This window comes from Streptococcus pseudopneumoniae IS7493 (assembly GCF_000221985.1).
GTDB lineage: Bacteria > Bacillota > Bacilli > Lactobacillales > Streptococcaceae > Streptococcus > Streptococcus pseudopneumoniae.
The window spans coordinates 954,686-979,190 of the sequence record NC_015875.1; the positions used below are offsets into that span (position 1 = coordinate 954,686).

A 24,505-nucleotide genomic window follows, 5' to 3' on the forward strand; every position below is an offset into this window, starting at 1 on the left:
CTGATTACAAGATGTAGTCAGATTTTTTTTTTAGAAAAATATTTTATAAATAGTCACAAATCTCCTATATTTATGGTAAAATAGAATCATCATTTTATTTGGAGAAGAAATATGAATATATTTAGAACAAAGAATGTAAGTTTGGATAAAACGGAGATGCACAGGCATTTGAAGTTATGGGATTTGATTTTGCTGGGTATCGGAGCCATGGTAGGGACAGGCATCTTTACAATTACAGGTACTGCAGCTGCCACACTTGCTGGTCCAGCCCTAGTGATTTCAATCGTCATTTCTGCCTTGTGTGTGGGATTATCAGCCCTCTTTTTTGCAGAATTTGCTTCACGAGTACCTGCTACAGGTGGTGCCTACAGTTATCTCTATGCTATTTTAGGAGAATTCCCAGCCTGGTTGGCTGGTTGGTTAACCATGATGGAGTTCATGACAGCCATATCAGGCGTAGCTTCGGGTTGGGCAGCTTATTTTAAAGGCTTGCTCTCTCAATACGGGATAGCCCTTCCTCAGCCTTTAAATGGTACCTTTAATCCTCAAGCAGGGACATTTGTTGATTTATTGCCTATTCTTGTCTTGGTCTTGGTGACCTCGCTTGTTTTACTCAATGCTAAAGCAGCCTTACGCTTTAATTCTATTCTAGTTATTTTGAAATTCTCGGCTTTAGCTCTCTTTGTTTTAGTAGGAATTTGGCATATCAAACTTGATAATTGGAGTAATTTTGCTCCTTATGGTTTTGGACAAATCTATGGTGCTAGTACTGGTATTATGGCTGGTGCCTCCTTGATGTTCTTCGGTTTTTTGGGATTTGAATCCATCTCTATGGCTGTAGATGAGGTCAAGACTCCTCAAAAAAATATTCCTAGAGGGATTGTCTTATCGCTTTCTATCGTAACCATTCTCTATGCCTTGGTGACGCTTGTTTTGACTGGTGTGGTTCACTATAGTCATTTAAATGTCAATGATGCCGTTGCCTTTGCCCTTCGTAGCGTTGGGATCAGTTGGGCAGCCAACTATGTGTCATTAGTGGCTATCTTGACCTTGATTACAGTTTGTATCTCGATGACCTATGCCCTATCGCGTATGATTTACAGTTTAGCGCGCGATGGCTTAATGCCTGCCGCCTTTAAAGAACTAACGAAGACTAGCAAGGTACCAAAGAATGCTACTATTTTAACAGGTCTAGCTTCAGCAGTAGCAGCAGGAATCTTCCCGCTAGCTAGTATTGCAGCCTTCTTAAACATTTGTACCTTGGCCTACTTAATCATGCTGGCTTACGGCCTGATTCGCTTACGGAAAGAAAAAGGGATGCCAAAAGCTGGGGAATTTAAAACACCCTTGGTACCCCTGTTACCGATTTTATCAATCATCATTTGTTTATCCTTTATGTTACAGTATAATATGGAAACTTGGATTGCTTTCCTAGTTGCCTTGTTAGTAGGAAGTATTATTTACTTCACTTATGGCTATAAGCATTCTACCATAGAAGAATAAAGTAAAAGTCTGTTGAGTTGTTGAAACTCAGCAGATTTTTATATGTGAAAGAAATTTCAAATTTTTTCTAAAAATATCTTGACAGATTAAGTTTTTAGGAGTAGAATGTTTACTAGTTAATTAAACAGTTAAGGAGTTGTTCATGAAGAAACAAAATTTATTTTTAGTCTTGTTAAGTGTCTTTCTTTTATTGCTAGGAGCCTGTAGTCAAAAGGAAAGTCAGACAGGAAAGGGGATGAAAATTGTGACCAGTTTTTATCCTATCTATGCTATGGTTAAGGAAGTATCTGGTGACTTGAATGATGTTCGGATGATTCAGTCAAGTAGTGGGATTCACTCCTTTGAACCTTCGGCAAATGATATCGCAGCCATCTATGATGCAGATGTCTTTGTTTACCATTCACATACGCTCGAATCTTGGGCAGGAAGTTTAGATCCCAATCTAAAAAAATCCAAAGTGAAGGTTTTAGAGGCTTCAGAGGGAATGACTTTAGACCGCGTCCCAGGGCTAGAAGATGTAGAAGCAGGGGATGGAGTTGATGAAAAAACGCTCTATGACCCTCACACTTGGCTAGATCCTGAAAAAGCTGGCGAAGAAGCTCAGATTATCGCTGATAAGCTTTCGGAGGCGGATAGTGAGCATAAAGAAACTTACCAAAAAAATGCGCAAGCCTTTATCAAAAAAGCTCAAGAATTGACTAAGAAATTCCAGCCTAAATTTGAAAAAGCGACTCAGAAAACATTTGTAACACAACATACAGCCTTTTCTTATTTAGCTAAGCGATTTGGACTCAATCAACTTGGTATTGCAGGTATCTCTCCGGAACAAGAACCAAGTCCAAGACAACTAACAGAAATTCAGGAATTTGTTAAAACCTATAAGGTTAAAACGATTTTTACAGAAAGTAACGCTTCTTCAAAAGTAGCTGAAACTCTTGTCAAATCAACAGGTGTAGGTCTTAAAACTCTGAATCCTTTAGAGGCAGACCCACAAAATGACAAGACCTATTTAGAAAATCTTGAAGAAAATATAAGTGTTCTAGCAGAAGAATTAAAGTGAGGAAAAAATGAAAATCAATAAAAAATATCTAGCAGGTTCAGTGGCAGTTCTTGCCCTAAGTGTTTGTTCCTATGAACTTGGTCGTTACCAAGCTGGTCAGGCTAAGAAAGAGTCTAATCGAGTTGCTTATATAGATGGTAATCAGGCTGGTCAAAAGGCAGAGAACTTAACACCAGATGAAGTCAGTAAGAGAGAGGGAATCAATGCTGAACAAATTGTTATCAAGATTACGGATCAAGGTTATGTGACTTCTCATGGAGACCATTATCATTACTATAATGGCAAGGTTCCTTATGATGCCATCATCAGTGAAGAGCTCCTCATGAAAGATTCGAATTATCAGTTGAAGGATTCAGACATTGTCAATGAAATCAAGGGTGGTTATGTCATTAAGGTAAACGGTAAATACTATGTTTACCTTAAAGATGCGGCCCATGCGGATAATATTCGGACAAAAGAAGAGATTAAACGTCAGAAGCAGGAACATAGTAGTAATCACGGTGGCGGTTCAAACAATCAGGCGGTAGTTGCAGCCAGAGCCCAAGGACGTTATACAACGGATGATGGTTATATCTTTAATGCCTCTGATATCATTGAAGATACAGGCGATGCCTATATTGTTCCTCATGGCAATCACTTCCACTATATTCCTAAGAGTGATTTGTCTGCCAGTGAATTAGCTGCTGCCCAAGCCTTCTTATCTGGAAAAGGCGGTCAATTAAGTACGGTTGAATATCGTTCTAGCAGGGGAGAAACAAGATCTAGTGTGAGAACGAGTCCATCTGAAACTCCTCAAAATCTTACAACAACTCCTGAGAGTCAAAATGAGGATTTAGCTAGTCTCCTTCAAGAATTGTACGCTTTGGCACTTAGCCAACGTCATGTGGAGTCTGATGGATTAGTATTTGACCCAGCACAGATTACAAAACGTACTGCAAATGGTGTGGCAGTACCTCACGGAGATCATTTCCATTTCATTCCTTATTCGCAAATGTCTGCCTTGGAAGAAAAATTGGCTCGAAATCTACCAATTGGAGGTCAGCCAGTTCAAAAGCATTCTGATAATACGAAACCAAGCAGTCCTGCGAAACCAAGTTCAGCCATTAAAGCAAACTTTAATCTCAATACGCAGGCACCGAATAGAGCAACTGGAGGAGCCTATACAACGGATGATGGGTATGTCTTTAGTCCAACAGATGTGATTGAAGATACAGGTGACGCTTTTGTTGTACCGCATGGAAATCATTTTCACTATATTCCTAAGAGTGATTTGTCTGCAGGAGAATTGGCTGCAGCCCAAGCCTATTGGAATGGGAAGCAGGGGTCTCGTCCTTCTTCAAGTTCTAGTCATAATGCAAATCCAGCTCAACCAAGCTTGTCAGAGAACCACAATTTGACTGTCACTCCAACTTATCATCAAAATCAAGGGGAAGACATTCCAAGCCTTTTACGTGAATTGTATGCTAAACCCTTATCAGAACGCCATGTAGAATCGGATGGACTAGTATTTGACCCGGCACAAATAACAAATCGTACAGCTAATGGTGTTGCTGTACCGCACGGAGACCATTATCACTTTATCCCTTATTCACAAATGTCACCTTTGGAAGAAAAATTGGCTCGTATGATAGCTATTAAGGGACAAAATGGTGCAGTCTTGCCGGGAATGAATTATTTGAAACCAGCACCAAAACCGCAAGCTCAACCATCAACTGAGAAAAAACAAACTGATTTTACAGTAGAACAGGTTGTTAGAAAAGTTGGGGAAGGATATGTTGTGGAAATTGCTGGTGTCAGTCACTATGTTTTTGCTAAAGACTTGGCTAAGGATAAGATTGATGCTATTGAAAATCTCTTGTCTAAGAAAACTCAAGAGACACATGCTCTAGTTGCTAAAAAAGAAAATGTCGCTTCTCGTGACCAAGAATTTTATGATAAAGCCTACAATCTGTTAACCCAGGCTCATAAAGCCTTGTCTGAAAATAAAGGTCGCGTTTCTGATTTCCAAACTTTAGACAAATTAGCAGAGCGCTTGAATGATGAATCTTCTAATAAAGTAAAATTGGTAGATGATTTATTGGCATTCCTAGCACCAATTACCCATCCAGAGCGACTTGGCAAACCAAATGCTCAAATTGCCTATACAGACGATGAAATTAAATTAGCGAAATTAGCAGGTAAATATACAACAGAGGATGGCTATATCTTTGATGAGCATGATATTGAAAGTGATGAAGGAAATGCCTACGTCACTCCACACTTGAACCATAGCCACTGGATTAAAAAAGACAGCTTATCTGAAGCTGAAAGAGCAGCAGCTCAGGCTTATGCTAAAGAAAAAGGCTTACAAGCTCCAAATTCTACTGAAGCAACAGAAGCAAAACCAGAGGCAACAGGGACAGAAGCTATCTATAACCGCGTAAAAGCTGAGAAAAAGGTACCATTAGAAAAAATACCGAATCATTTACAGTATACTGTAGCTGTACAAAATGGTCACTTTATAATTCCTCACTTTGATCACTATCATAACCTTAAGTTTGCATGGTTTGATGAAGGACTTTACTCAGCTCCTGAAGGCTATACCTTAGAAGATTTATTTGCGACAGTGAAATACTACGTTGAACATCCTGACCAACGTCCTCATTCAGATAATGGTTGGGGTAATGCTAGCGACCATGTTCGTAAAAATAAGGCAGACCAAAACGGTAAACCTGATGAAGATAAGGAACATGATGAAGTAAGTGAGCCAACTCATTCTGAATCTGATGAAAAAGAGAATCACGCTGGTTTAAATCCTTCAGCAGATAATCTTTATAGACCAAGCACTGATGCGGAAGAGACAGAGGAAGAAGCTGAAGATACTACAGATGAGGATGAAGTTCCACAAGTAGAGCGTTCTGTTATTGACGTTAAGATAGCAGAGGCGGAGACCTTGCTAGAAAAAGTAACAGATTCTCGTACTCGCCAAAATGCTATGGAGACATTGTCTGGTCTAAACAGCAGTCTTCTTTTCGGAACGAAAGACAGTAACACTATTTCAGCAGAATTAGATAGGCTCTTGGCTTTGTTAAAAGAGAGTCAACCGACTCCTATATAGTAGTAAAAAGAATGAAGCATATTTTATGGAGAAGTAACCTTTCGTGTTGCTTCTCTTTTTTAGAAGAAAGTAACAGAAACTTGACAGAAGTATAATAAATTGAATCTAGAATAGTACACCTTGACTTCTAAAATATTGTTAGAAATTGATTTGACTGTCCTGATCAATTTGTCCTATTCTTATTTCATTTCTCTATAATTTTAAATAGTAAACTATTTACTGGTTAATTAAATGGTTAAATAAGCGGTTTAGAAAAATTGTTTAACCGAGAAAAAAGAAGTTAAGAAAAAGTTTCATCATTTATTGAAATGAGGGATTTATGAAATTCAGTAAAAAATATATAGCAGCTGGATCAGCTGTTATCGTATCCTTGAGTCTATGTGCCTATGGACAAAACCAGCATCGTTCGCAGGAAAATAAGGACAATAATCGTGTCTCTTATGTGGATGGCAGTCAGTCAAGTCAGAAAAGTGAAAACTTGACACCAGATCAGGTTAGCCAGAAAGAAGGAATTCAGGCTGAGCAAATTGTCATCAAAATTACAGATCAGGGCTATGTAACGTCACACGGTGACCACTATCATTACTATAATGGGAAAGTTCCTTATGATGCCCTCTTTAGTGAAGAACTCTTGATGAAGGATCCAAACTATCAACTTAAAGACGCTGATATTGTTAATGAGGTCAAGGGTGGCTATATCATCAAGGTCGATGGAAAATATTATGTCTACCTGAAAGATGCAGCTCATGCTGATAATGTTCGAACCAAAGATGAAATCAATCGTCAAAAACAAGAACATGTCAAAGATAATGAGAAGGTCAGCTCAGATGTCGCTGTAGCAAGGTCTCAGGGACGTTATACGACAGATGATGATTATGTCTTTAATCCAGCTGATATTATCGAAGATACGGGTGATGCTTATATCGTTCCTCACGGAGGTCACTATCACTACATTCCAAAAAGTGATTTGTCTGCTAGTGAATTAGCAGCAGCAAAAGCTCATTTAGCTGGCAAAAATACGCAACCAAGTCAGCTAAGCTATTCTTCAACAGCTAGTGATAATACTAATCAAGCTATAGAGAAAGAATCAACTAGCAAGCCAGAAAGCAAAGCTGAAAATCTCCAAAGTCTATTGAAAGAACTCTACGATTCACCTAGTGACCAACGTTACAGTGAATCAGACGGTCTGGTTTTTGACCCTGCTAAGATTATCAGTCGTACGCCAAATGGAGTTGCGATTCCGCATGGCGACCATTACCACTTTATTCCTTACAGCAAACTCTCTCCTTTAGAAGAAAAGATTGCTAGAATGGTGCCTATAGGCGGAACTGGTTCTACGGTCTCTACAAATGAAAAACCTCATGAAGCAGCGTCTAGTCTAGGAAGTCTTTCAAGTAGTCCATCTACTTTGAATCATGCCTCATTACTTACAAATAAGCCTATCTCTTCAACATCTGATGGTTATATCTTTAATCCTAAAGATATTGTCGAGGAAACAGCAACAGCTTATATTGTAAGACATGGTGATCATTTCCATTACATTCCAAAATCGACCGTAATTGGGCAACCGACTCTTCCAAACAATGGTCTAGTAGCACCTTCGCCGTCTCTTGCAGCCAATCCTAGTGTTTCACATGAGGAACATGAAGAAGGTGGACACGGCTTTGATGCCAATCGTATTATTGCTGAAGATGAATCAGGTTTTGTCATGAGTTACGGAGACCACAATCACTACATCAAGGTGCAAACTAAGGGATATGAAGTAGCCTTGAAAAACAAGATTCCAGCCCTGAAATCCAACTATCAGCCTGGGGCCTTTGATGAGAAAACAGTTTTAGCAAAAGTAGATCAACTTCTTGCTGAAAGTCGAAACGTCTATAAAGAGGATCCAATCAAACAAAGACAGATTGAGTTAGCCTTAGGACAGTTTACTGAAAGTTTGAAAAAAATAAAAGTTAGTTGATTGATTACTTCTCTAAATTTTGGGCACACTAAAAAGAGGTCTTGACACCTAAACTTTAAAATTAAAGCATATTGAATCCGTGCTGCTGTGCGAAGCGAATAGCGTCTTGGACGAACATTGTCTTATCTGGATTTCTTATTTCTGTAAGGCCTTGTAATCTTGGATTATAACTCTCCTGTTTTAGGAGTACATGGTAGATAGCAACCAATAATCTGCGACAGATAGCAAGGAAGAAGTAGAAAGTCTTTTGAACAAGGCAAATCAACTCTTGGAGCAAATCCAAGAAGAAGGAATCAGACAATCCTTGGCAGAAGAAGTAGAAAATCTCAAAGCTGCTACAAACAAGGCTGATGCAGACTTGGATGAAGTAAACAGCCAGGTAAAAGATGTATTGACTCGTATCGCTAGTGCCCTTCAACAAGAAAAGGAAAATGCAGAGCAAGATCCTCAGACACTTGTACTCTATCAAAAACTCTACGATATTCTCATATCGCTTCACTCTTATTTAGAAAGTAATAATGGATCTGATGCGGACTTTGATAAAGTGGATGCATTACTAGATCAACTTTCTGCTAAGAGTAAAGACAAAGCAGCTTTACTTGAATTGACAAAAGCTATGCTAGTTTTGAATCACCAAATCCAGTCAAAAGCTAGCGCAAGTGAAGAAACAAGTCCAGCAAGAAATGCTGAAGCAAATGGTGATAACACCAGTGCTGAGAACCAACCAAACGCAACTGCAGATCTAACATTGAAACTGCTAGCGACGAAAACAAACCAAGCAATACAAGAGATTCTAAACCTGCTGAATCAACTTCAGAAAATAAAACAACAGAATCTTCTACAACTACTGGAAATCAAGAAAAACCAGTAGAATAAAAAGAAAGGCGAAGTAGCTGAGCCACCTCGTCTTTTTAGCCTTTATAAGCTACGATGCCAATGATGGTATCAACTGCACGTTCCATAGTCTGAAGGCTAACGTATTCAAAACGTCCGTGCATATTTTCGCCACCTGCAAAGATATTCGGAGTTGGGATTCCCATAAAGGAAATCTTAGAGCCGTCTGTTCCACCCCGGATTGGTTCGATAATAGGCGTGATACCTAGATCTTCCATAACGGCTTTAGCAACGGTAATTGGAGTCATATCTTTTTCAATGACTTCTTTCATATTGTAGTACTGGTCTGTCAAGTTGAGAGTGACACGGTTGCTCCCAAGTTCTTCATTCATCTTATCAGCGATAGATTGCATGGATGCTTTACGCGCTTCAAAGGCATCTTTTTCAAAATCACGAATGATGTAGCTTGCACGCGCCTCCTCAACACTACCTGTCACATCCATTAGATGGTAAAAACCTTGGTAACCTTCAGTTAACTCAGGTCGGTCATTTTCTGGAAGTTGATTATGAAAATCAATTGCTAGCTGAAGGGCATTGACCATCTGCCCTTTGGCAGTACCAGGGTGGACATTACGGCCTTGGAAATGCAATTCAGCACCAGCGGCTGAGAAAGTCTCGTACTGAAGTTCACCTAGTGGACCACCATCAACAGTGTAGGCAAAATCCACATCAAAATCTTCTGCATCAAATTTATTGGCACCAACACCGATTTCTTCATCTGGACCAAAACCAACACGAATCTCACAGTGCTTAATTTCAGGATGAGCAGTTAGATATTCAATGGCTGTCATAATTTCAGCAATTCCTGACTTGTCATCAGCACCTAGCAAGGTTGTTCCATCTGTTGTGATGAGCGTTTGTCCTGGATATTTTTCAAGACTCTTGAAGTCGGCTGGATCCAGTTTGAAACCAGAATTCCCTAGTTCAATCACACCACCATCGTAGTTTTCAATTACCTGTGGATTGACTCCTTCAGCATTAAAATCAGCAGTATCCATGTGCGATATAAAACCAATCTTACGTGTTAAAGACGGATCGTTGGCTGGCAAGGTTCCAATAGCAAAACCATTCGGTAGATAGTAAACATTTTGCAGTCCAACACGTTTCATTTCAGGAATTAGGACATTTGTTGCGAAGTCAACCTGACTCTGTGTACTTGGAGTAGTAGTAGAGTGTTCATCAGAGCGCGTGTTGACCTTAACGTAGGTCAAGAAGCGGTCCAAGAGATTTGGATAAGTCATAAAAAACTCCTTTTGAATTCATTTTTTCCATTGTATCATAGAAAGAAGAGAAAAACAAAAGACAGAAGTTAGGGCAATCTGCTATGTTAGCGTTTACTTATCAGTGGATTCATGATAAAATAAACTTGATAAAAATATCACAAGGAAGCGATTATGAAAAAAGCAATTTTAATGATGACCTTTGGTTCACCAGAAGAGATTACCTTTGAAGGTGTGGCTGATTTTTTCACAAATATTCGTCGTGGAGTGAGACCTCAAGACCATGAAATTCAAACACTCTATGATAATTATGTACGAATTGGGGGCACACCTCTGCAAAGAATTACCCGTCAAGAGGTTGCCTTGGTAGAAGCTAGGCTAGGAAATGAATATAGTGTCTATTTTGCCAATAAGTTTTCCAGCCCTTTTATTCCAGATGTGATTGGTCAGATGGAAGCAGACGGCATTGAACAGTGTATTTGTTTGATTTTGGAGCCTCATTATTCTTTCTACTCTGTCATGGGCTATGAAAAATTTTTAGAAAGCAAACAAATTCAATTTTTGGTCATTAAGGACTGGTATCAGGAAGAAGAGCTCTTAAACTATTGGGCAGATGAAATTGCTAAGATTTTAAAAGAAGAAGTAAAGCAGGATAGCTTTAAAGTCATCTTTTCAGCCCACAGTGTGCCCATTTTTGCCTTGGATTTTGGTGACCCATATATTGACCAAATTTTCGAAAATAGCAAGTTAGTCGCTGAAAAACTAGGCTTGAGTTCTGAACAATATACCAATACTTGGCAGAGTGAGAGTGATATTGGGATTCCATGGATTAAGCCAGATGTTTTGGAGTATCTCAGAGAACAGACAGAACATCCAGACCATTATATTTTTGTTCCTATCAGCTTCATTAGCGAGCATATTGAGGTCTTGTTTGATAATGATGTGGAATGTTATGACTTGTGTCAAGAATTGGGTGTGAACTACCATCGTCCACCAATGCCAAATACGGATTCTCGTTTAATTGATGCCTTGGTCAATACAGTCAGAGCCAATGAACATCAAGAGTTTAAGGAATTTCTCCCGGAAGAAGAAACCTTTGATGAATTAGTTCCTTCAGACGAGACGAAAAACATTTTGGCTGAATCTCAAGATTTACAAATGCCAGAATTTGTGAAAAAACTGATTGAGAAAAAAGGGCGGGAGAATGTTAAGATGCCTTATCTTATCAAAAAAATGCTTGAAAAAGCAGGCAAGTTACCCAAAGAGTAAAGAAAAAAGGATTTAGCTTTGCGCTAGATCCTTTTAATCGATTATTTTTTCTCAAGAAGGGCTTTGATTTCTTGAAGGACTTCCAATTCGGTTGGTTTTTTTTCGTCAGTTTTTTCTTCCTTTATACCAGTGAGTTTCTGTGCTTTTTCAATGCCCTTGATAATAAAGAAGAGGGCGGTACCCACAAAGATAAAATTGATAATAGCACTTAAGAAGTTACCATAGCCGACTCCATGCCAAGAAAGTTGAGCGATACGTTCAACTTTAGCAGCTTTCAAAGCGGGATTTAAAATAAGAGGAGTGATAATGTCGTTTACAAGTGAAGTAACGATAGCACCAAAAGCAGAGGCAATGACAACACCGACAGCAAGGTCAATAACATTTCCTCGAAGCAAGAACGATTTTAGATTTTTTAACATACTGTTTTCCTTTCAATGTTTCGTGTTTCATTGTATCCTAAATCATTATAGAAGGCAATTAAAAGGCTCATAAATGGAGCATTATTTTCTAAAAATATAGATCTTGCTCAAGATATAATTGATGATAATAATGAGTATTTGTGCAATTATTGTTTCAATAGCATTTATCTTATCAATGTTTTCATTTACGAATTGACCTATGATGTGAGGAAATTGGGTTACAAAGAGAAAAGTTAAAAACAAGTCTAACAGAAAAGTAGAAAGGCGAGCAAGAGAAAATTTCACTAAACGGATAAGCCGATTCTTCCTTGCTTGCTTAAATACAATCGTATCATTTGTGATAAAGGCAAAGAGGATACCGATAATATTTGCTAGGGCAGTAGCAAGAAGTTCCTGATGACTTAGTTGATAAATGACCAATCGCGAGAGAATCGAAACTAGAGTTGTTGCAAGGCCAAAAAAGAGATAGGCTAAGATTTCATTGTTAAAAAATTTTTGAATAGGTTTTTTCATGCTTTAAGTATAGCATAAAGCAGGCTATTGTGCTATACTAGTAAGGTTGAATAAAGCAACCCTTGGTGCTTAGCTTCTTTCACCAAGCATATTACACGCGGGCAACCGCCAAAGGAGAAAAGATGAAAAAATTAACTATTCGTGATGTTGCAGATATTGCAATCGTCGCTGCTATCTACGTCGTTTTGACTGTCACACCGCCTCTAAATGCCATCAGCTATGGTGCTTATCAGTTTCGTATTTCAGAAATGATGAACTTTATGGCTTTTTACAATCCTAAGTACATCATCGGAGTTACCATCGGTTGTATGATTGCTAATTTCTTTAGCTTCGGACTGCTAGATGTCTTTGTTGGTGGTGGTTCAACCTTAGTATTCCTCAGTTTAGGTGTTTGGCTTTTTGCAAAATATAGCAAGGATTACCTCTTTAACGGATTGATTCGAAAAGATCATTTCTTCTTTTCAATCCTCTTTTCAATTTCCATGTTTACTATCGCTGCAGAGTTAAATATTGTAGCAGAATTACCATTCTTCCTTACTTGGTTTACAACAGGAATCGGTGAATTTGCTTCATTGATTATTGGAGCGATTATTATTGGTAAAATTGGTCGTCGAATTGATTTAAGTAAATAGAAGAAGATAAGCTAGGTAGTTCTTACCTGGCTTTTTCCTATGGAAAATTTCTAAGGAAACTTGACAAGTTTTTCTGAATATAGTATACTTCTTAAGTAAGCTGATTTAGCTCAGTTGGCAGAGCGCATCCATGGTAAGGATGAGGTCGCCGGTTCAATCCCGGCAATTAGCATGATATGTATAGGGAAACTCTTGAATACGAGAGTTTTTTGTTATACTCGATCGAAAAAATTTCTTATTGACAAAATCAAGTATCTCTAGTAATATAGAATATGCGATGAGTCGATAGGTAGTCTTCGGACTACTATTGAGCATAAGGAGGTCATAACGCAGGAGCGGACCTTGATGAGTTGTGTGAACCTGCTTATCACATGAAGATGCCTCTTAGTCCTTGGTCTAGCGACTGGGGATTTTTATTTTTCAAAAAATGATAAAAAAGCTTTGCAATTCATGGAAAAAGTAGTATAATACTTCTATTATAGAAATTTTTAGAAAATTCCGAAAGAGGTTATTTATGGGATATACAGTTGCTGTAGTCGGCGCGACAGGTGCTGTCGGTGCTCAGATGATAAAAATGTTGGAAGAATCAACACTTCCAATCGATAAAATTCGTTTACTTGCTTCTGCACGTTCAGCAGGCAAGACTTTGAAATTTAAAGACCAAGATATTACGATTGAAGAAACGACTGAGACAGCTTTTGAGGGAGTTGATATTGCTCTCTTTTCAGCAGGTGGTTCGACATCAGCTAAGTATGCACCATACGCAGTTAAAGCTGGAGCGGTAGTAGTAGATAATACATCTTACTTCCGTCAAAATCCAGACGTTCCTTTGGTTGTTCCAGAGGTCAATGCTCACGCACTTGATGCCCACAATGGGATCATTGCCTGCCCTAACTGTTCAACAATTCAAATGATGGTGGCTCTTGAGCCAGTTCGCCAAAAATGGGGCTTGGACCGTATCATTGTTTCAACCTACCAAGCAGTTTCAGGTGCTGGTATGGGAGCAATTCTTGAGACACAACGTGAACTTCGTGAAGTCTTGAATGATGGTGTAAACCCACGTGATTTGCATGCGGAAATCTTGCCTTCAGGTGGTGATAAGAAACATTATCCTATCGCTTTTAATGCTCTTCCACAAATCGATGTCTTCACTGACAATGATTACACTTACGAAGAGATGAAGATGACCAAGGAAACTAAGAAAATCATGGAAGATGATAGCATTGCAGTATCTGCAACATGTGTTCGTATTCCAGTCTTATCAGCTCACTCTGAGTCTGTTTATATCGAAACAAAAGAAGTGGCTCCAATCGAAGAAGTCAAAGCAGCTATCGCAGCCTTCCCGGGTGCTGTTCTTGAAGATGATGTAGCTCATCAAATTTATCCTCAAGCTATCAATGCAGTTGGTTCGCGTGATACCTTTGTTGGTCGTATCCGTAAAGACTTGGATGCTGAAAAAGGAATCCACATGTGGGTTGTTTCAGACAACCTGCTCAAAGGTGCTGCTTGGAACTCAGTTCAGATTGCTGAAACTCTCCACGAACGTGGATTGGTTCGTCCAACTGCCGAATTGAAATTTGAATTAAAATAGTCATATCGTTTAGGAGTTCAGATGAACTCCTTCTTTGAAATAGAGAGGTGTTTTCATGTCTTATCAAGATTTAAAAGAGTGTAAAATCATCACAGCATTTATTACTCCCTTCCACGAGGATGGTTCCATCAACTTTGATGCTATTCCAGCCTTGATTGAGCATTTATTGGCCCATCATACGGATGGAATTCTTCTCGCAGGGACCACTGCTGAGAGTCCAACCTTGACCCACGATGAGGAGTTGGAACTCTTTGCGGCTGTACAAAAGATTGTCAATGGACGCGTTCCTTTGATTGCGGGTGTAGGTACTAATGATACGCGTGACTCTATTGAGTTTGTCAAAGAAGTAGCGGAATTTGGCGGTTTTGCTGCTGGACTTGCTATTGTACCTTACTATAACAAACCTTCTCAAGAAGGGATGTATCAGCACTTTAAAGCCATTGCAGATGCTTCGGATCTACCAATTATCATCTATAACATTCCAGGTCGTGTGGTTGTCGAATTGACTCCAGAAACCATGCTTCGCTTGGCTGATCATCCAAATATTATCGGTGTCAAAGAATGTACTAGCTTGGCTAATATGGCTTACTTGATTGAGCACAAACCAGAAGAGTTCTTGGTCTATACTGGTGAGGATGGAGATGCTTTCCATGCCATGAATCTTGGTGCGGATGGGGTTATTTCTGTTGCCTCTCATACAAATGGAGATGAGATGCACGAGATGTTTACTGCTATTGCAGAAAGCGATATGAAGAAAGCTGCAGCTATTCAACGTAAATTCATTCCTAAGGTCAATGCCCTCTTCTCTTATCCAAGTCCTGCTCCTGTCAAGGCAGTTCTTAACTATATGGGATTTGCAGCTGGACCAACTCGTCTACCTCTTGTTCCAGCACCAGAAGAAGATGCCAAACGCATTATCAAGGTTGTTGTAGATGGCGACTACGAAGCGACTAAGGCAACTGTAACAGGTGTCTTAAGACCAGATTACTAATAAGACAATAAAATCCATGACCGCAATAACGAGCATGGATTTTTCTTATTTTCCTAAACAGAATTGGCTAAAGAGTTGGGTGATGAGTTCATCTGGAGCAGCATCTCCAGTGATTTCTCCGAGGATTTCCCAAGTACGAGTCAAGTCAACTTGAAGCAAGTCAACTGGCATCCCTAGTTCAAGACCTTGGTTAACAGCTTGTAGGCTTTCAACTGCTTTTTCAATCAGGGAAATGTGACGAGCATTTGACAGGTAGGTTGCGTCTTGCTCAACCAAACCAGCATTTTCAAAGAAGAGGTTGTTGATTCTCTCTTCAATCTTATCGATATTTTGATTTTTAAGGACTGAAATGCGAATGACATCTTCTGGAAGTTCAGAGGTTTCAATAACTTCTGGCAGGTCAGTTTTGTTAAGGAGAATAATTCGGTTGGTTTCTTGGCTGATTTCTAGGAGTTGGCGGTCTTGGGCGGTTAGTGGTTCACTAGCATTTAACACTAGTAGTACTAGGTCAGCTTCCTTGAGGGCTTTTTTCGAACGCTCGACACCGATTTGTTCAACGATATCATCCGTTTCACGAATACCAGCTGTGTCAATCAATTTTAGGGGAACACCGTTGATGTTGACGTATTCTTCAATGACATCACGTGTCGTACCAGCAATATCGGTTACGATTGCCTTATCTTCACGTAAGAGGTTGTTGAGAAGGCTTGATTTCCCAACGTTGGGGCGTCCGATGATGGCAGTGGAAATTCCTTCACGAAGGATTTTACCGCGACGGGCTGTTCTAAGGAGATTGGTTAGTAATTGTTCAAACTCCATTGTCTTTTCTCGGACCACAGCAGTAGTGGCTTCCTCAACATCGTCATACTCAGGATAATCAATATTAACCTCGACTTGGGCAAGTGTATTGAGGATTTCTTGACGGGTATTGTTAATCAGGTCAGAAAGGGAGCCGTCTAATTGTTTGACAGCAATGTTCATAGCCTTGTCTGTCTTGGCACGGATGATGTCCATTACTGCCTCAGCCTGTGTCAAGTCCACACGACCGTTTAGGAAGGCACGTTTAGTAAATTCACCAGGTTCAGCCAATCGAGCTCCTTCACGAATCGCTAGTTGGAGAATTTCATTGGTCACCGCAATTCCACCGTGGGTGTTAATCTCGATAATATCCTCACGAGTGAAGGTCTTTGGAGACTTCATAGCCCCAACCATGACCTCGTCCATGACTTTACCAGTCAGAGGATCAATAATGTGACCGTAGTTGAGAGTGTGGCTAGCAACCTGTCTCAAGTCTTTCCCTTTAAAAATCTTTTGCGCAATAGCAAAACTGTCTGTTCCGCTCAGGCGGACAATACCAATAGCCCCTTCACCTAGTGGAGTAGAGATAGCAGCGATGGTATCAAATTCACGTGTAATCATAATGTTTCCTTTAATAAATGGCTCTTTTCTTGGAAATTTTTCCAAGTCTCTTTTCAAATTGTAACAAATTTGAACTATTTCTTCAATGAATGCTACTTGGAGATTGAAAAAGCCTAAGCAATTCTGCTTAAGCTAGCTTATTTGGTGCGCATTTCCCCTTGTGGGAAATAAGTTCCTTCTGGCATGTCGTTGATGATGACATGGACAGCAGATTGAGGAGCTCCAGTGTTGCGAACAACAGCTTCCGTTACTTCCTTAGCAAGAGCTTTCTTTTGCTCGAGCGTGCGTCCTTCAAATAAATCAATGCGTACAAATGGCATAATGGCTTCCTCCACTAGTTTTGATTTCTTCTATTTTACCACATTTTGCCGTTTAAAGCTTAAGAAAATTATGATATACTAGAATGTAGCAAAAATTTAGAAATGGACGTGAAGCAAGAAACATGGCACAGTTGTATTATCGTTATGGGACCATGAACTCTGGTAAGACGATTGAGATTCTCAAGGTGGCCTATAACTACGAGGAGCAGGGAAAAAGTGTTGTGATTATGACCTCGGCTCTGGATACTCGTGACGGTGTTGGCTATGTGTCGAGTCGTATTGGCATGAAACGCTCTGCCATTGCAATTGAGGAGTCAACAGATATTTTTGGATTTATCCGAGATTTACCTGAGAAACCATACTGTGTTTTGGTCGATGAAGCCCAGTTTCTCAAACGTCATCATGTTTATGACCTAGCTCGTGTTGTAGACGAGTTAGACATACCCGTTATGGCATTTGGTTTGAAAAATGACTTTCGCAATGAATTGTTCGAAGGTTCCAAGTATCTCTTGCTTTTAGCAGACAAGATCGACGAAATCAAGACTATTTGCCAGTATTGCAAGAAAAAGGCAACCATGGTGTTGCGTACGCAAGATGGACTGCCCGTTTACGATGGTGAGCAGATTCAGATTGGTGGCAATGAAACCTATATCTCGGTTTGCCGTAAACATTATTTTGCGCCTGAAATCAATAAGGAGAATGAAGAAAAATGAACATCTATGATCAACTACAAGCTGTAGAAGACCGTTATGAAGAATTAGGAGAGTTGCTCAGTGACCCAGATGTGGTTTCGGACACCAAGCGTTTCATGGAACTTTCAAAAGAAGAAGCTTCCACTCGTGACACCGTAACAGCCTACCGTGAGTATAAACAAGTCCTTCAAAACATCGTTGACGCTGAAGAGATGATTAAGGAATCAAGCGGAGATGCGGACTTGGAAGAAATGGCCAAGCAAGAGCTCAAAGATGCCAAGGCTGAAAAAGAAGAATACGAAGAAAAACTGAAAATCTTGCTCCTTCCTAAAGATCCAAACGATGACAAGAATATTATCCTTGAAATCCGTGGCGCTGCTGGTGGAGACGAAGCAGCACTTTTCGCTGGAGACCTCCTAATCATGTACCAAAAGTATGCGGAAGCCCAAGGTTGGCGCTTTGAAGTCATGGAGGCTTCTATGAATGGTGTCGGTGGTTTCAAAGAAGTGGTTGCCATGGTTTCGGGTCAATCTGTTTACTCTAAACTCAAGTACGAATCTGGTGCTCATCGTGTGCAACGTGTTCCTGTGACAGAAAGCCAAGGCCGTGTTCATACCTCGACAGCAACAGTACTTGTCATGCCAGAAGTTGAAGAAGTTGAATACGACATTGATCCAAAAGACCTTCGTGTTGACATCTACCATGCCTCTGGTGCTGGTGGACAGAACGTCAATAAGGTTGCGACTGCCGTTCGTATCGTTCACTTGCCAACCAATATAAAGGTTGAGATGCAGGAAGAACGTACCCAGCAGAAGAACCGTGAGAAGGCCATGAAAATCATTCGAGCGCGTGTTGCTGACCACTTTGCTCAGATTGCTCAGGATGAACAAGATGCTGAGCGTAAGTCGACAATCGGTACTGGTGACCGTTCAGAACGGATTCGTACTTATAACTTCCCACAAAACCGTGTCACAGACCACCGTATCGGCTTGACTCTCCAAAAACTAGATACCATTTTGTCTGGTAAATTGGATGAGGTTGTGGATGCCTTGGTGCTCTATGACCAAACGCAAAAATTAGAAGAATTAAACAAATAATGAAATTAGCTCAATTATTTTCAGATTTTGAAGAAGAGTTGATAAGAAAAGGAGAGGAAGCAGAAAGCCTCTCTTTTGTCTATCGTAGCCTGAAAAATCTATCTTTTACAGACTTTGTTTTTGCCCTCCAGCAGGAAGTGACGGAAGAGGAAGAAGTATTTGTAAAAAGAATTTACCAACAGTTAGCAGCTCATAAACCGGCACAGTATATCATTGGACAGGCAGATTTTTATGGAATGCAGTTAACAGTTGATGAGCGGGTTTTGATTCCTCGTCCAGAGACAGAGGAATTGGTGGAGCTTATCCTAGCTGAAAATCCTGAGACGAATCTTTCAGTTCTGGATATTGGAACAGGTAGTGGAGCTATTGCTCTCGCCTTAGCAAAAAACAAACAAGATTGGTCAGTGACAGCAGCAGATATTTCCCAAGATGCTTTAGATGTAGCTAGCGAAAATGCTAAAAATCAAAATCTTCAAATATTTTTAAAAAAATCTGACTGTTTTACAGAAATTTCTGAAAAATATGATATAATTGTTTCCAATCCACCCTATATCTCTCGTGAAGATGAGTCAGAGGTCGGCTTGAATGTTTTGCATTCAGAGCCTCATCTAGCTCTCTTTGCAGACGAGGATGGCCTAGCTATTTACCGTAGAATTGCGGAAGATGCAAAAGACTATCTAAAAGATGGTGGTAAGATTTACCTTGAAATTGGATACAAGCAAGGTCAAAGTGTTCCTGAACTTTTTAGGAAACATCTTCCTGAACAGCGAGTTCGAACACTCAAGGACCAATTTGGTCAAGATAGGATGGTCGTGGTTGATGATGGACAGGATTAGACAAGAGTTGGAAAATGGTGGAGCTGTCGTTCTGCCTACAGAGACGGTTTACGGTCTTTTTGCCAAGGCTCTAGACGAAAAAGCGGTTAATCATGTATACCAACTTAAACGTCGTCCAAGAGACAAGGCGCTTAACCTCAATATCGCCTCTCTAGAGGACATCTTGCACTTTTCTATGAATCAGCCAACTTATCTACAAAAACTTGTAGAGACCTTTTTACCAGGTCCCTTGACCATTATCCTTGAAGCCAATGACCGAGTTCCCTATTGGGTCAATTCTGGCCTCGCGACTGTTGGATTTCGGATGCCCAGTCATCCGATTACCCTTGATTTGATTCGAGAGACAGGTCCCTTGATTGGGCCGTCTGCCAATATTTCAGGTCAGGCAAGTGGAGTAACCTTTGAACAAATTCTGAAGGATTTTGACCAAGAGGTTCTGGGTCTAGAAGACGATGCTTTTCTAACTGGACAGGATTCAACGATTTTGGATTTGTCTGGAGATAAGGTGAAAATCTTACGCCAAGGGGCCATTAAGCGAGAAGATATACTTGCTAGGTTGCCAGAGATTTCTTTTGAGGAGGCATGAAATGCTAAGAGATTTAAGAGAAACTGATGTGAAATCCATTTGTGAAATTAACCAAGAAGCCTTAGGCTATTCTTTTAGTCCAGAGGACACAGCTAGTCAACTAGCTAGATTATCTCAGGATTCACATCATTTCCTTCTTGGCTATGAGGATGCAGCTAGTCATGTCTTACTTGGATATGTCCACGCTGAGGTCTATGAATCACTTTATTCTAAAGCAGGATTTAATATCTTAGCCTTAGCAGTTTCACCTCAAGCGCAAGGTCAAGGTATTGGTAAAAGTTTACTACAAGGGTTGGAAGAAGAAGCAAAAAGACGTGGTTATGGGTTTATCCGCTTAAATTCTGCCGATCATCGTCTGGGAGCTCATGCATTTTATGAAAAAGTTGGTTATACTTGTGATAAAGTGCAGAAACGGTTTATTCGCATCTTTTAGTTTATTTTCTTATTGTAAAATCAAACTAATGGACTAGTCACACAATAAAGGAGAAGACCTATGATTTTTGACAAAGATGATTTTAAAGTATACGATGCTGATCTCTGGAATGCTATTGCCAAAGAAGAAGAACGCCAACAGAATAATATCGAGTTGATTGCTTCGGAAAACGTAGTTTCCAAGGCTGTTATGGCAGCTCAAGGGTCTATCTTGACAAACAAATATGCCGAGGGTTACCCAGGACACCGTTATTATGGTGGAACGGATGTAGTAGATGTGGTAGAATCTCTAGCCATTGAACGCGCAAAAGAAATTTTCGGTGCTAAATTCGCCAATGTCCAACCTCACTCAGGAAGCCAAGCCAATTGTGCGGCTTACATGGCCTTGATTGAGCCAGGTGATACCGTTATGGGGATGGATTTGGCAGCAGGTGGACACTTGACCCACGGAGCTCCTGTTAGTTTTTCTGGTCAAACCTACAACTTTGTTTCTTATAGTGTAGATCCTGAAACGGAACTCTTGGATTTTGATGCTATCTTGAAACAAGCCCAAGAAGTAAAACCAAAACTGATTGTAGCAGGTGCTTCAGCCTATTCTCAAATTATCGACTTTTCAAAATTCCGTGAAATTGCAGATGCTGTTGGGGCTAAGCTTATGGTTGATATGGCCCACATCGCTGGCTTGGTTGCAGCTGGTCTTCACCCAAGCCCAGTGCCATACGCTCATATCACTACAACAACGACCCACAAAACCCTTCGTGGTCCTCGTGGTGGTTTGATTTTGACCAATGATGAGGATTTAGCTAAGAAAATCAATTCAGCTATTTTCCCTGGTATTCAGGGTGGTCCTTTGGAGCATGTTGTGGCTGCTAAGGCAGTTTCCTTCAAAGAAGTTTTGGATCCAGCTTTCAAGGAATATGCTGCCAATGTTATCAAGAACAGCAAGGCTATGGCAGATGTCTTCTTGCAAGCCCCTGATTTCCGTATTATTTCTGGCGGAACTGAAAACCACCTCTTCCTTGTTGATGTGACTAAGGTTGTAGAAAACGGAAAAGTTGCTCAAAACTTGCTGGATGAAGTCAATATTACCCTAAATAAAAATTCAATCCCTTACGAAACCTTGTCGCCATTCAAGACAAGTGGGATTCGTATCGGAGCAGCAGCTATTACTGCACGTGGATTTGGTGAAGAAGAAAGTCGCAAAGTGGCTGAACTCATCATTAAAACCCTTAAGAATTCAGAAAATGAGGCTGTATTAGAAGAAGTGAGAAGTGCAGTCAAAGAATTGACAGATGCCTTCCCATTATACGAGGACTAAAACTTTTATGGACATTTATATTAAGAAAGCCATTATTCACCAGTTTAGCCCAGATGATACCGAGCTGTTTCTAGCGGATAAATTTCTCAATATCACTCCAAAAATCGAAGAATACCTACGTAAAAAAATTGAACGTGTGTATTCAGATGAAGCCAAGACTGGGATTTTCGAAGAAGAAAATCCCTTCTTCAATCACATTACAGACGATTTGTTGGAGACATCAGTAACACTGGCTAATCTCTGGAAAGAGGAGTTCAGTATTTCTGAAAATCTAAAAACTAATGACTTGATTTTTGTGCAATTTTCTAAAGAAGGTGTAGAACATTTCGCTTTCTTGCGAATTGCCCTGCGTGAGACCTTGACCCACCTCGGTGGAGAAGTTGATAATCCAATCAAGCTGACTCAGAATAACCTGCCTGGATTTGGAACGGGTGCTGACGAAGCCTTGGTGGTCAATCTTCAGAGTCGCAAGTATCATCTGATTGAAAAACGAATCAAGTACAACGGGGCTTTCTTGAACTATTTTTCAGAAAATCTTCTTGCCGTCGCCCCTAAGATTTCACCCAAGAAATCCATCAAGGAACTGGAAAAGACAGCCCAGAGAATTGCCGAATCTTTTAACACAGATGATTTTCAATTTCAATCCAAGGTCAAATCAGCTATTTTTAACAATCTGGAAGAAAGCAATGAATTATCGCCTGAGAAATTGGCTAACGACCTTTTTGATAACAACATGACAGCTCGTCTAAGCTTTATTGACCAAGTCAAAGAAGCAGTACCAGAACCAGTTCAGTTTGATGAAATTGATGCCAGTCGTCAGCTTAAAAAATTTGAAAACCAAAAACTTTCCTTGTCAAATGGAATTGAGCTCATCGTTCCCAATAACGTCTATCAAGACGCCGAGTCTGTTGAGTTTATCCAAAATGATAATGGAACCTACTCTATCTTAATCAAAAATATCGAGGATATTCAAAGTAAATAATGTTTAAACGAATTCGAAGAGTGCTTGTACTAGCAGTCTTCCTTTTTGCTGGATATAAAGCTTACCGCATTCACCAAGATGTTAAGCAAGTTATGACCTATCAACCCATGGTGCGAGAAATCTTGAGTGAAAAAGATACCCCAGCAAACGAAGAGCTTGTGCTCGCTATGATTTATACCGAAACAAAAGGAAAAGAAGGCGATGTTATGCAGTCTAGTGAGTCTGCAAGTGGTTCCACCAACACCATCAATGATAATGCTTCTAGCATTCGACAAGGTGTGCAAACTCTGACAGACAATCTCTATCTGGCCCAGAAGAAGGGGGTAGATGTCTGGACAGCTGTTCAAGCCTATAATTTTGGACCTGCCTATATCGATTTTATCGCACAAAATGGCAAGGAAAATACCTTGGCTCTGGCCAAACAGTACTCTCGTGATACTGTTGCTCCCTTGCTTGGCAATACCACTGGAAAGACTTATAGTTATATTCACCCCATTTCCATTTTTCACGGTGCCGAACTCTATGTAAATGGAGGAAACTATTATTATTCTAGACAGGTGCAACTCAACCTTTACATCATCAAATGTTTCACTCTCTTTTCAACATCTGGCTAGACCAGGTGTTTTTGTTATAAGCTTTCTTTAAGATAGATATATTACTCTAGAAAGGTAAAGGAGGGAATTCCCTATGAGAAAGAAACTCTTTCTGACTAGTGCTGCGGTCTTGTGGGCAGTAACAGCTATGAATAGTGTCCATGCAGCAACTGATGTTCAAAAAGTCATCGATGAAACCTATGTTCAACCTGAATATGTCCTAGGTTCTTCATTATCTGAAGACCAAAAAAATCAAACTTTAAAAAAACTAGGCTACAATGCCTCAACAGATACTAAAGAACTCAAGACTATGACGCCTGATGTCTATTCTAAAATCATGAATGTGGCCAATGACTCTAGTTTACAGTTGTATTCATCAGCCAAGATTCAAAAACTAGGTGACAAGTCGCCCCTTGAGGTCAAGATTGAAACACCAGAAAACATCACTAAAGTGACTCAGGATATGTATCGAAATGCAGCAGTAACCTTGGGTGTGGAACACGCCAAAATCACTGTAGCAGCACCTATTCCAGTTACAGGTGAGAGTGCCTTAGCCGGGATTTACTATTCGCTAGAAGCTAATGGAGCTAAGGTGCCACAAGCCAACAAAGATTTGGCTCAAGAAGAGTTGAAGGCTTTGTCTGATATCAATGCTGAAAATAAGGACAAAACTGGATATGATGCTAATAAATTAAACGTTGCACTAGCTGATATCAAGTCAGGACTAGCCAAAGCTAAAGAAAGTAAGGGAAATCTGACAGAAGAAGATGTCCGCAAGATTGTTGAAGATACCTTGAAAAATTACAAACTTGATCAGGTCATAACAGGAAACCAGATCAATATCATCATCAATTTTGCTTTAAATCTCTCAAAAAGTGATATCCTCAGCAATGCAGACTTCACTAAAACCCTAAATGACCTTAAACAAAGTATCGTATCACAAGCTGGTGACAGTTTTAAAAATATCAACCTTAACTTTGATGCTGATAAGGCGCTAGAGGACGGCGGGAACTTTTTAAGCTCCCTCTGGCAAGCCATTGCCAACTTCTTCAAGAGTTTTGGTTCTTAAGAAATTTCA

At 40.0% G+C, this 24,505-nt stretch carries 21 protein-coding genes, 1 tRNA gene, 3 pseudogenes and 1 riboswitch; of the genes and pseudogenes, 19 read left to right on the forward strand and 6 right to left on the reverse strand.

Translation table 11 applies throughout. The annotated features are described in order from the left end of the window. The first annotated feature begins 111 nt into the window (after positions 1-111). The 4 genes and pseudogenes from SPPN_RS04995 to SPPN_RS05010 form a co-directional block, all read left to right on the forward strand. Positions 112-1,503, forward strand: a complete 1,392-nt coding sequence (locus SPPN_RS04995) for an APC family permease (RefSeq protein ID WP_001020307.1) — start codon at positions 112-114, stop codon at positions 1,501-1,503. 142 nt (positions 1,504-1,645) lie between these two features. Next, entirely contained in the window at positions 1,646-2,563 is a 918-nt protein-coding gene (adcAII, locus tag SPPN_RS05000) for a zinc-binding lipoprotein AdcAII (protein ID WP_000744536.1), read from the forward strand. Positions 2,564-2,570: 7 nt separating this feature from the next. Next, on the forward strand, positions 2,571-5,660 hold the full coding sequence (locus SPPN_RS05005) for a pneumococcal-type histidine triad protein (protein ID WP_000700357.1): 3,090 nt from the start codon (positions 2,571-2,573) through the stop codon (positions 5,658-5,660). A 319-nt stretch (positions 5,661-5,979) separates the two neighbouring features. Further along, a pseudogene (locus tag SPPN_RS05010) lies at positions 5,980-7,395 on the forward strand (pneumococcal-type histidine triad protein); the annotation flags it as partial. Between the two features lie 289 nt (positions 7,396-7,684). Here the strand turns inward: SPPN_RS05010 and SPPN_RS14205 are convergent. Continuing rightward, positions 7,685-7,849: pseudogene (locus SPPN_RS14205) on the reverse strand (IS110 family RNA-guided transposase); the annotation flags it as partial. Between SPPN_RS14205 and SPPN_RS05020 the strand changes: the two are divergent. Next, positions 7,847-8,499, forward strand: a pseudogene (locus SPPN_RS05020) (pneumococcal-type histidine triad protein); the annotation flags it as partial. The pseudogenes SPPN_RS14205 and SPPN_RS05020 overlap by 3 nt on opposite strands. A 35-nt stretch (positions 8,500-8,534) precedes the next feature. On the opposite strand, the gene pepT reads toward SPPN_RS05020, so the two are convergent. After that, a complete protein-coding gene (gene pepT, locus SPPN_RS05025) occupies positions 8,535-9,758 on the reverse strand; it encodes a peptidase T (protein WP_000222058.1) in 1,224 nt (407 codons plus the stop codon). 153 nt (positions 9,759-9,911) lie between these two features. Between pepT and hemH the strand changes: the two genes are divergently transcribed. After that, positions 9,912-11,006, forward strand: a complete 1,095-nt coding sequence (gene hemH, locus SPPN_RS05030) for a ferrochelatase (RefSeq protein WP_000709264.1) — start codon at positions 9,912-9,914, stop codon at positions 11,004-11,006. Positions 11,007-11,047: 41 nt separating this feature from the next. Here hemH and mscL read toward each other — a convergent pair whose 3' ends face one another. Together mscL and SPPN_RS05040 are read right to left on the reverse strand one after the other, a co-directional pair. After that, positions 11,048-11,425, reverse strand: coding sequence for a large conductance mechanosensitive channel protein MscL (gene mscL / locus SPPN_RS05035; protein ID WP_000916792.1), 378 nt, complete (start codon positions 11,423-11,425; stop codon positions 11,048-11,050). Between the two features lie 81 nt (positions 11,426-11,506). After that, positions 11,507-11,938 carry a GtrA family protein gene (locus SPPN_RS05040; RefSeq protein ID WP_000742995.1) on the reverse strand — a complete coding sequence of 144 codons (432 nt, stop codon included), beginning with the start codon at positions 11,936-11,938 and terminating at the stop codon, positions 11,507-11,509. 28 nt (positions 11,939-11,966) lie between these two features. After that, positions 11,967-12,063, forward strand: a riboswitch (PreQ1 riboswitch). Between SPPN_RS05040 and SPPN_RS05045 the strand changes: the two genes are divergently transcribed. From SPPN_RS05045 to dapA, 4 genes are all read left to right on the forward strand, one after another. Continuing rightward, a complete protein-coding gene (locus SPPN_RS05045) occupies positions 12,061-12,570 on the forward strand; it encodes a QueT transporter family protein (RefSeq protein ID WP_000737071.1) in 510 nt (169 codons plus the stop codon). It overlaps the preceding riboswitch by 3 nt. Positions 12,571-12,669: 99 nt before the next feature. Continuing rightward, a tRNA-Thr gene (locus SPPN_RS05050) sits at positions 12,670-12,742 on the forward strand. A gap of 342 nt (positions 12,743-13,084) precedes the next feature. After that, positions 13,085-14,161, forward strand: a complete 1,077-nt coding sequence (locus tag SPPN_RS05055; RefSeq protein ID WP_000542463.1) for an aspartate-semialdehyde dehydrogenase — start codon at positions 13,085-13,087, stop codon at positions 14,159-14,161. A gap of 55 nt (positions 14,162-14,216) precedes the next feature. Next, positions 14,217-15,152, forward strand: a complete 936-nt coding sequence (dapA, locus tag SPPN_RS05060; RefSeq protein WP_000121607.1) for a 4-hydroxy-tetrahydrodipicolinate synthase — start codon at positions 14,217-14,219, stop codon at positions 15,150-15,152. 45 nt (positions 15,153-15,197) lie between these two features. Here dapA and mnmE read toward each other — a convergent pair whose 3' ends face one another. Together mnmE and SPPN_RS05070 are read right to left on the reverse strand one after the other, a co-directional pair. After that, positions 15,198-16,571 (reverse strand): tRNA uridine-5-carboxymethylaminomethyl(34) synthesis GTPase MnmE, encoded by a 1,374-nt coding sequence (gene mnmE / locus SPPN_RS05065; protein WP_000632730.1) that lies wholly within the window; start codon positions 16,569-16,571, stop codon positions 15,198-15,200. Between the two features lie 137 nt (positions 16,572-16,708). Next, positions 16,709-16,891 carry a 4-oxalocrotonate tautomerase gene (locus SPPN_RS05070; RefSeq protein ID WP_001117401.1) on the reverse strand — a complete coding sequence of 61 codons (183 nt, stop codon included), beginning with the start codon at positions 16,889-16,891 and terminating at the stop codon, positions 16,709-16,711. A gap of 122 nt (positions 16,892-17,013) precedes the next feature. Between SPPN_RS05070 and SPPN_RS05075 the strand changes: the two genes are divergently transcribed. The 9 genes from SPPN_RS05075 (at position 17,014) to SPPN_RS05115 (ending at position 24,496) form a co-directional block, all read left to right on the forward strand. Further along, positions 17,014-17,604 carry a thymidine kinase gene (locus SPPN_RS05075; protein ID WP_000068157.1) on the forward strand — a complete coding sequence of 197 codons (591 nt, stop codon included), beginning with the start codon at positions 17,014-17,016 and terminating at the stop codon, positions 17,602-17,604. Beyond that, positions 17,601-18,680, forward strand: coding sequence for a peptide chain release factor 1 (gene prfA / locus SPPN_RS05080; protein WP_001028818.1), 1,080 nt, complete (start codon positions 17,601-17,603; stop codon positions 18,678-18,680). The genes SPPN_RS05075 and prfA overlap by 4 nt, the downstream gene beginning before the upstream one ends. Continuing rightward, positions 18,680-19,516: a peptide chain release factor N(5)-glutamine methyltransferase gene (gene prmC / locus SPPN_RS05085; RefSeq protein WP_000761859.1), complete on the forward strand. Its 837-nt coding sequence runs from the start codon at positions 18,680-18,682 to the stop codon at positions 19,514-19,516. Before prfA ends, prmC begins: the two co-directional genes overlap by 1 nt. Then, positions 19,500-20,102 carry an L-threonylcarbamoyladenylate synthase gene (locus SPPN_RS05090; protein WP_000969306.1) on the forward strand — a complete coding sequence of 201 codons (603 nt, stop codon included), beginning with the start codon at positions 19,500-19,502 and terminating at the stop codon, positions 20,100-20,102. Before prmC ends, SPPN_RS05090 begins: the two co-directional genes overlap by 17 nt. 1 nt (position 20,103) lies before the next feature. Further along, complete coding sequence (locus tag SPPN_RS05095; protein ID WP_000942968.1) at positions 20,104-20,535, forward strand: GNAT family N-acetyltransferase; 432 nt, start codon at positions 20,104-20,106, stop codon at positions 20,533-20,535. A gap of 60 nt (positions 20,536-20,595) precedes the next feature. Then, positions 20,596-21,852, forward strand: coding sequence for a serine hydroxymethyltransferase (gene glyA / locus SPPN_RS05100; protein ID WP_000575536.1), 1,257 nt, complete (start codon positions 20,596-20,598; stop codon positions 21,850-21,852). Between the two features lie 7 nt (positions 21,853-21,859). Next, the gene (locus tag SPPN_RS05105) at positions 21,860-22,834 is read left to right on the forward strand and encodes a nucleoid-associated protein (protein WP_014017251.1); all 975 of its coding nucleotides are present in this window, start codon (positions 21,860-21,862) and stop codon (positions 22,832-22,834) included. Beyond that, positions 22,834-23,448 (forward strand): cell wall hydrolase Pmp23, encoded by a 615-nt coding sequence (gene pmp23, locus SPPN_RS05110; RefSeq protein WP_000476367.1) that lies wholly within the window; start codon positions 22,834-22,836, stop codon positions 23,446-23,448. The genes SPPN_RS05105 and pmp23 overlap by 1 nt, the downstream gene beginning before the upstream one ends. Before the next feature lie 73 nt (positions 23,449-23,521). Beyond that, positions 23,522-24,496 carry a DUF1002 domain-containing protein gene (locus SPPN_RS05115; RefSeq protein ID WP_001227771.1) on the forward strand — a complete coding sequence of 325 codons (975 nt, stop codon included), beginning with the start codon at positions 23,522-23,524 and terminating at the stop codon, positions 24,494-24,496. Positions 24,497-24,505 lie beyond the last annotated feature (9 nt).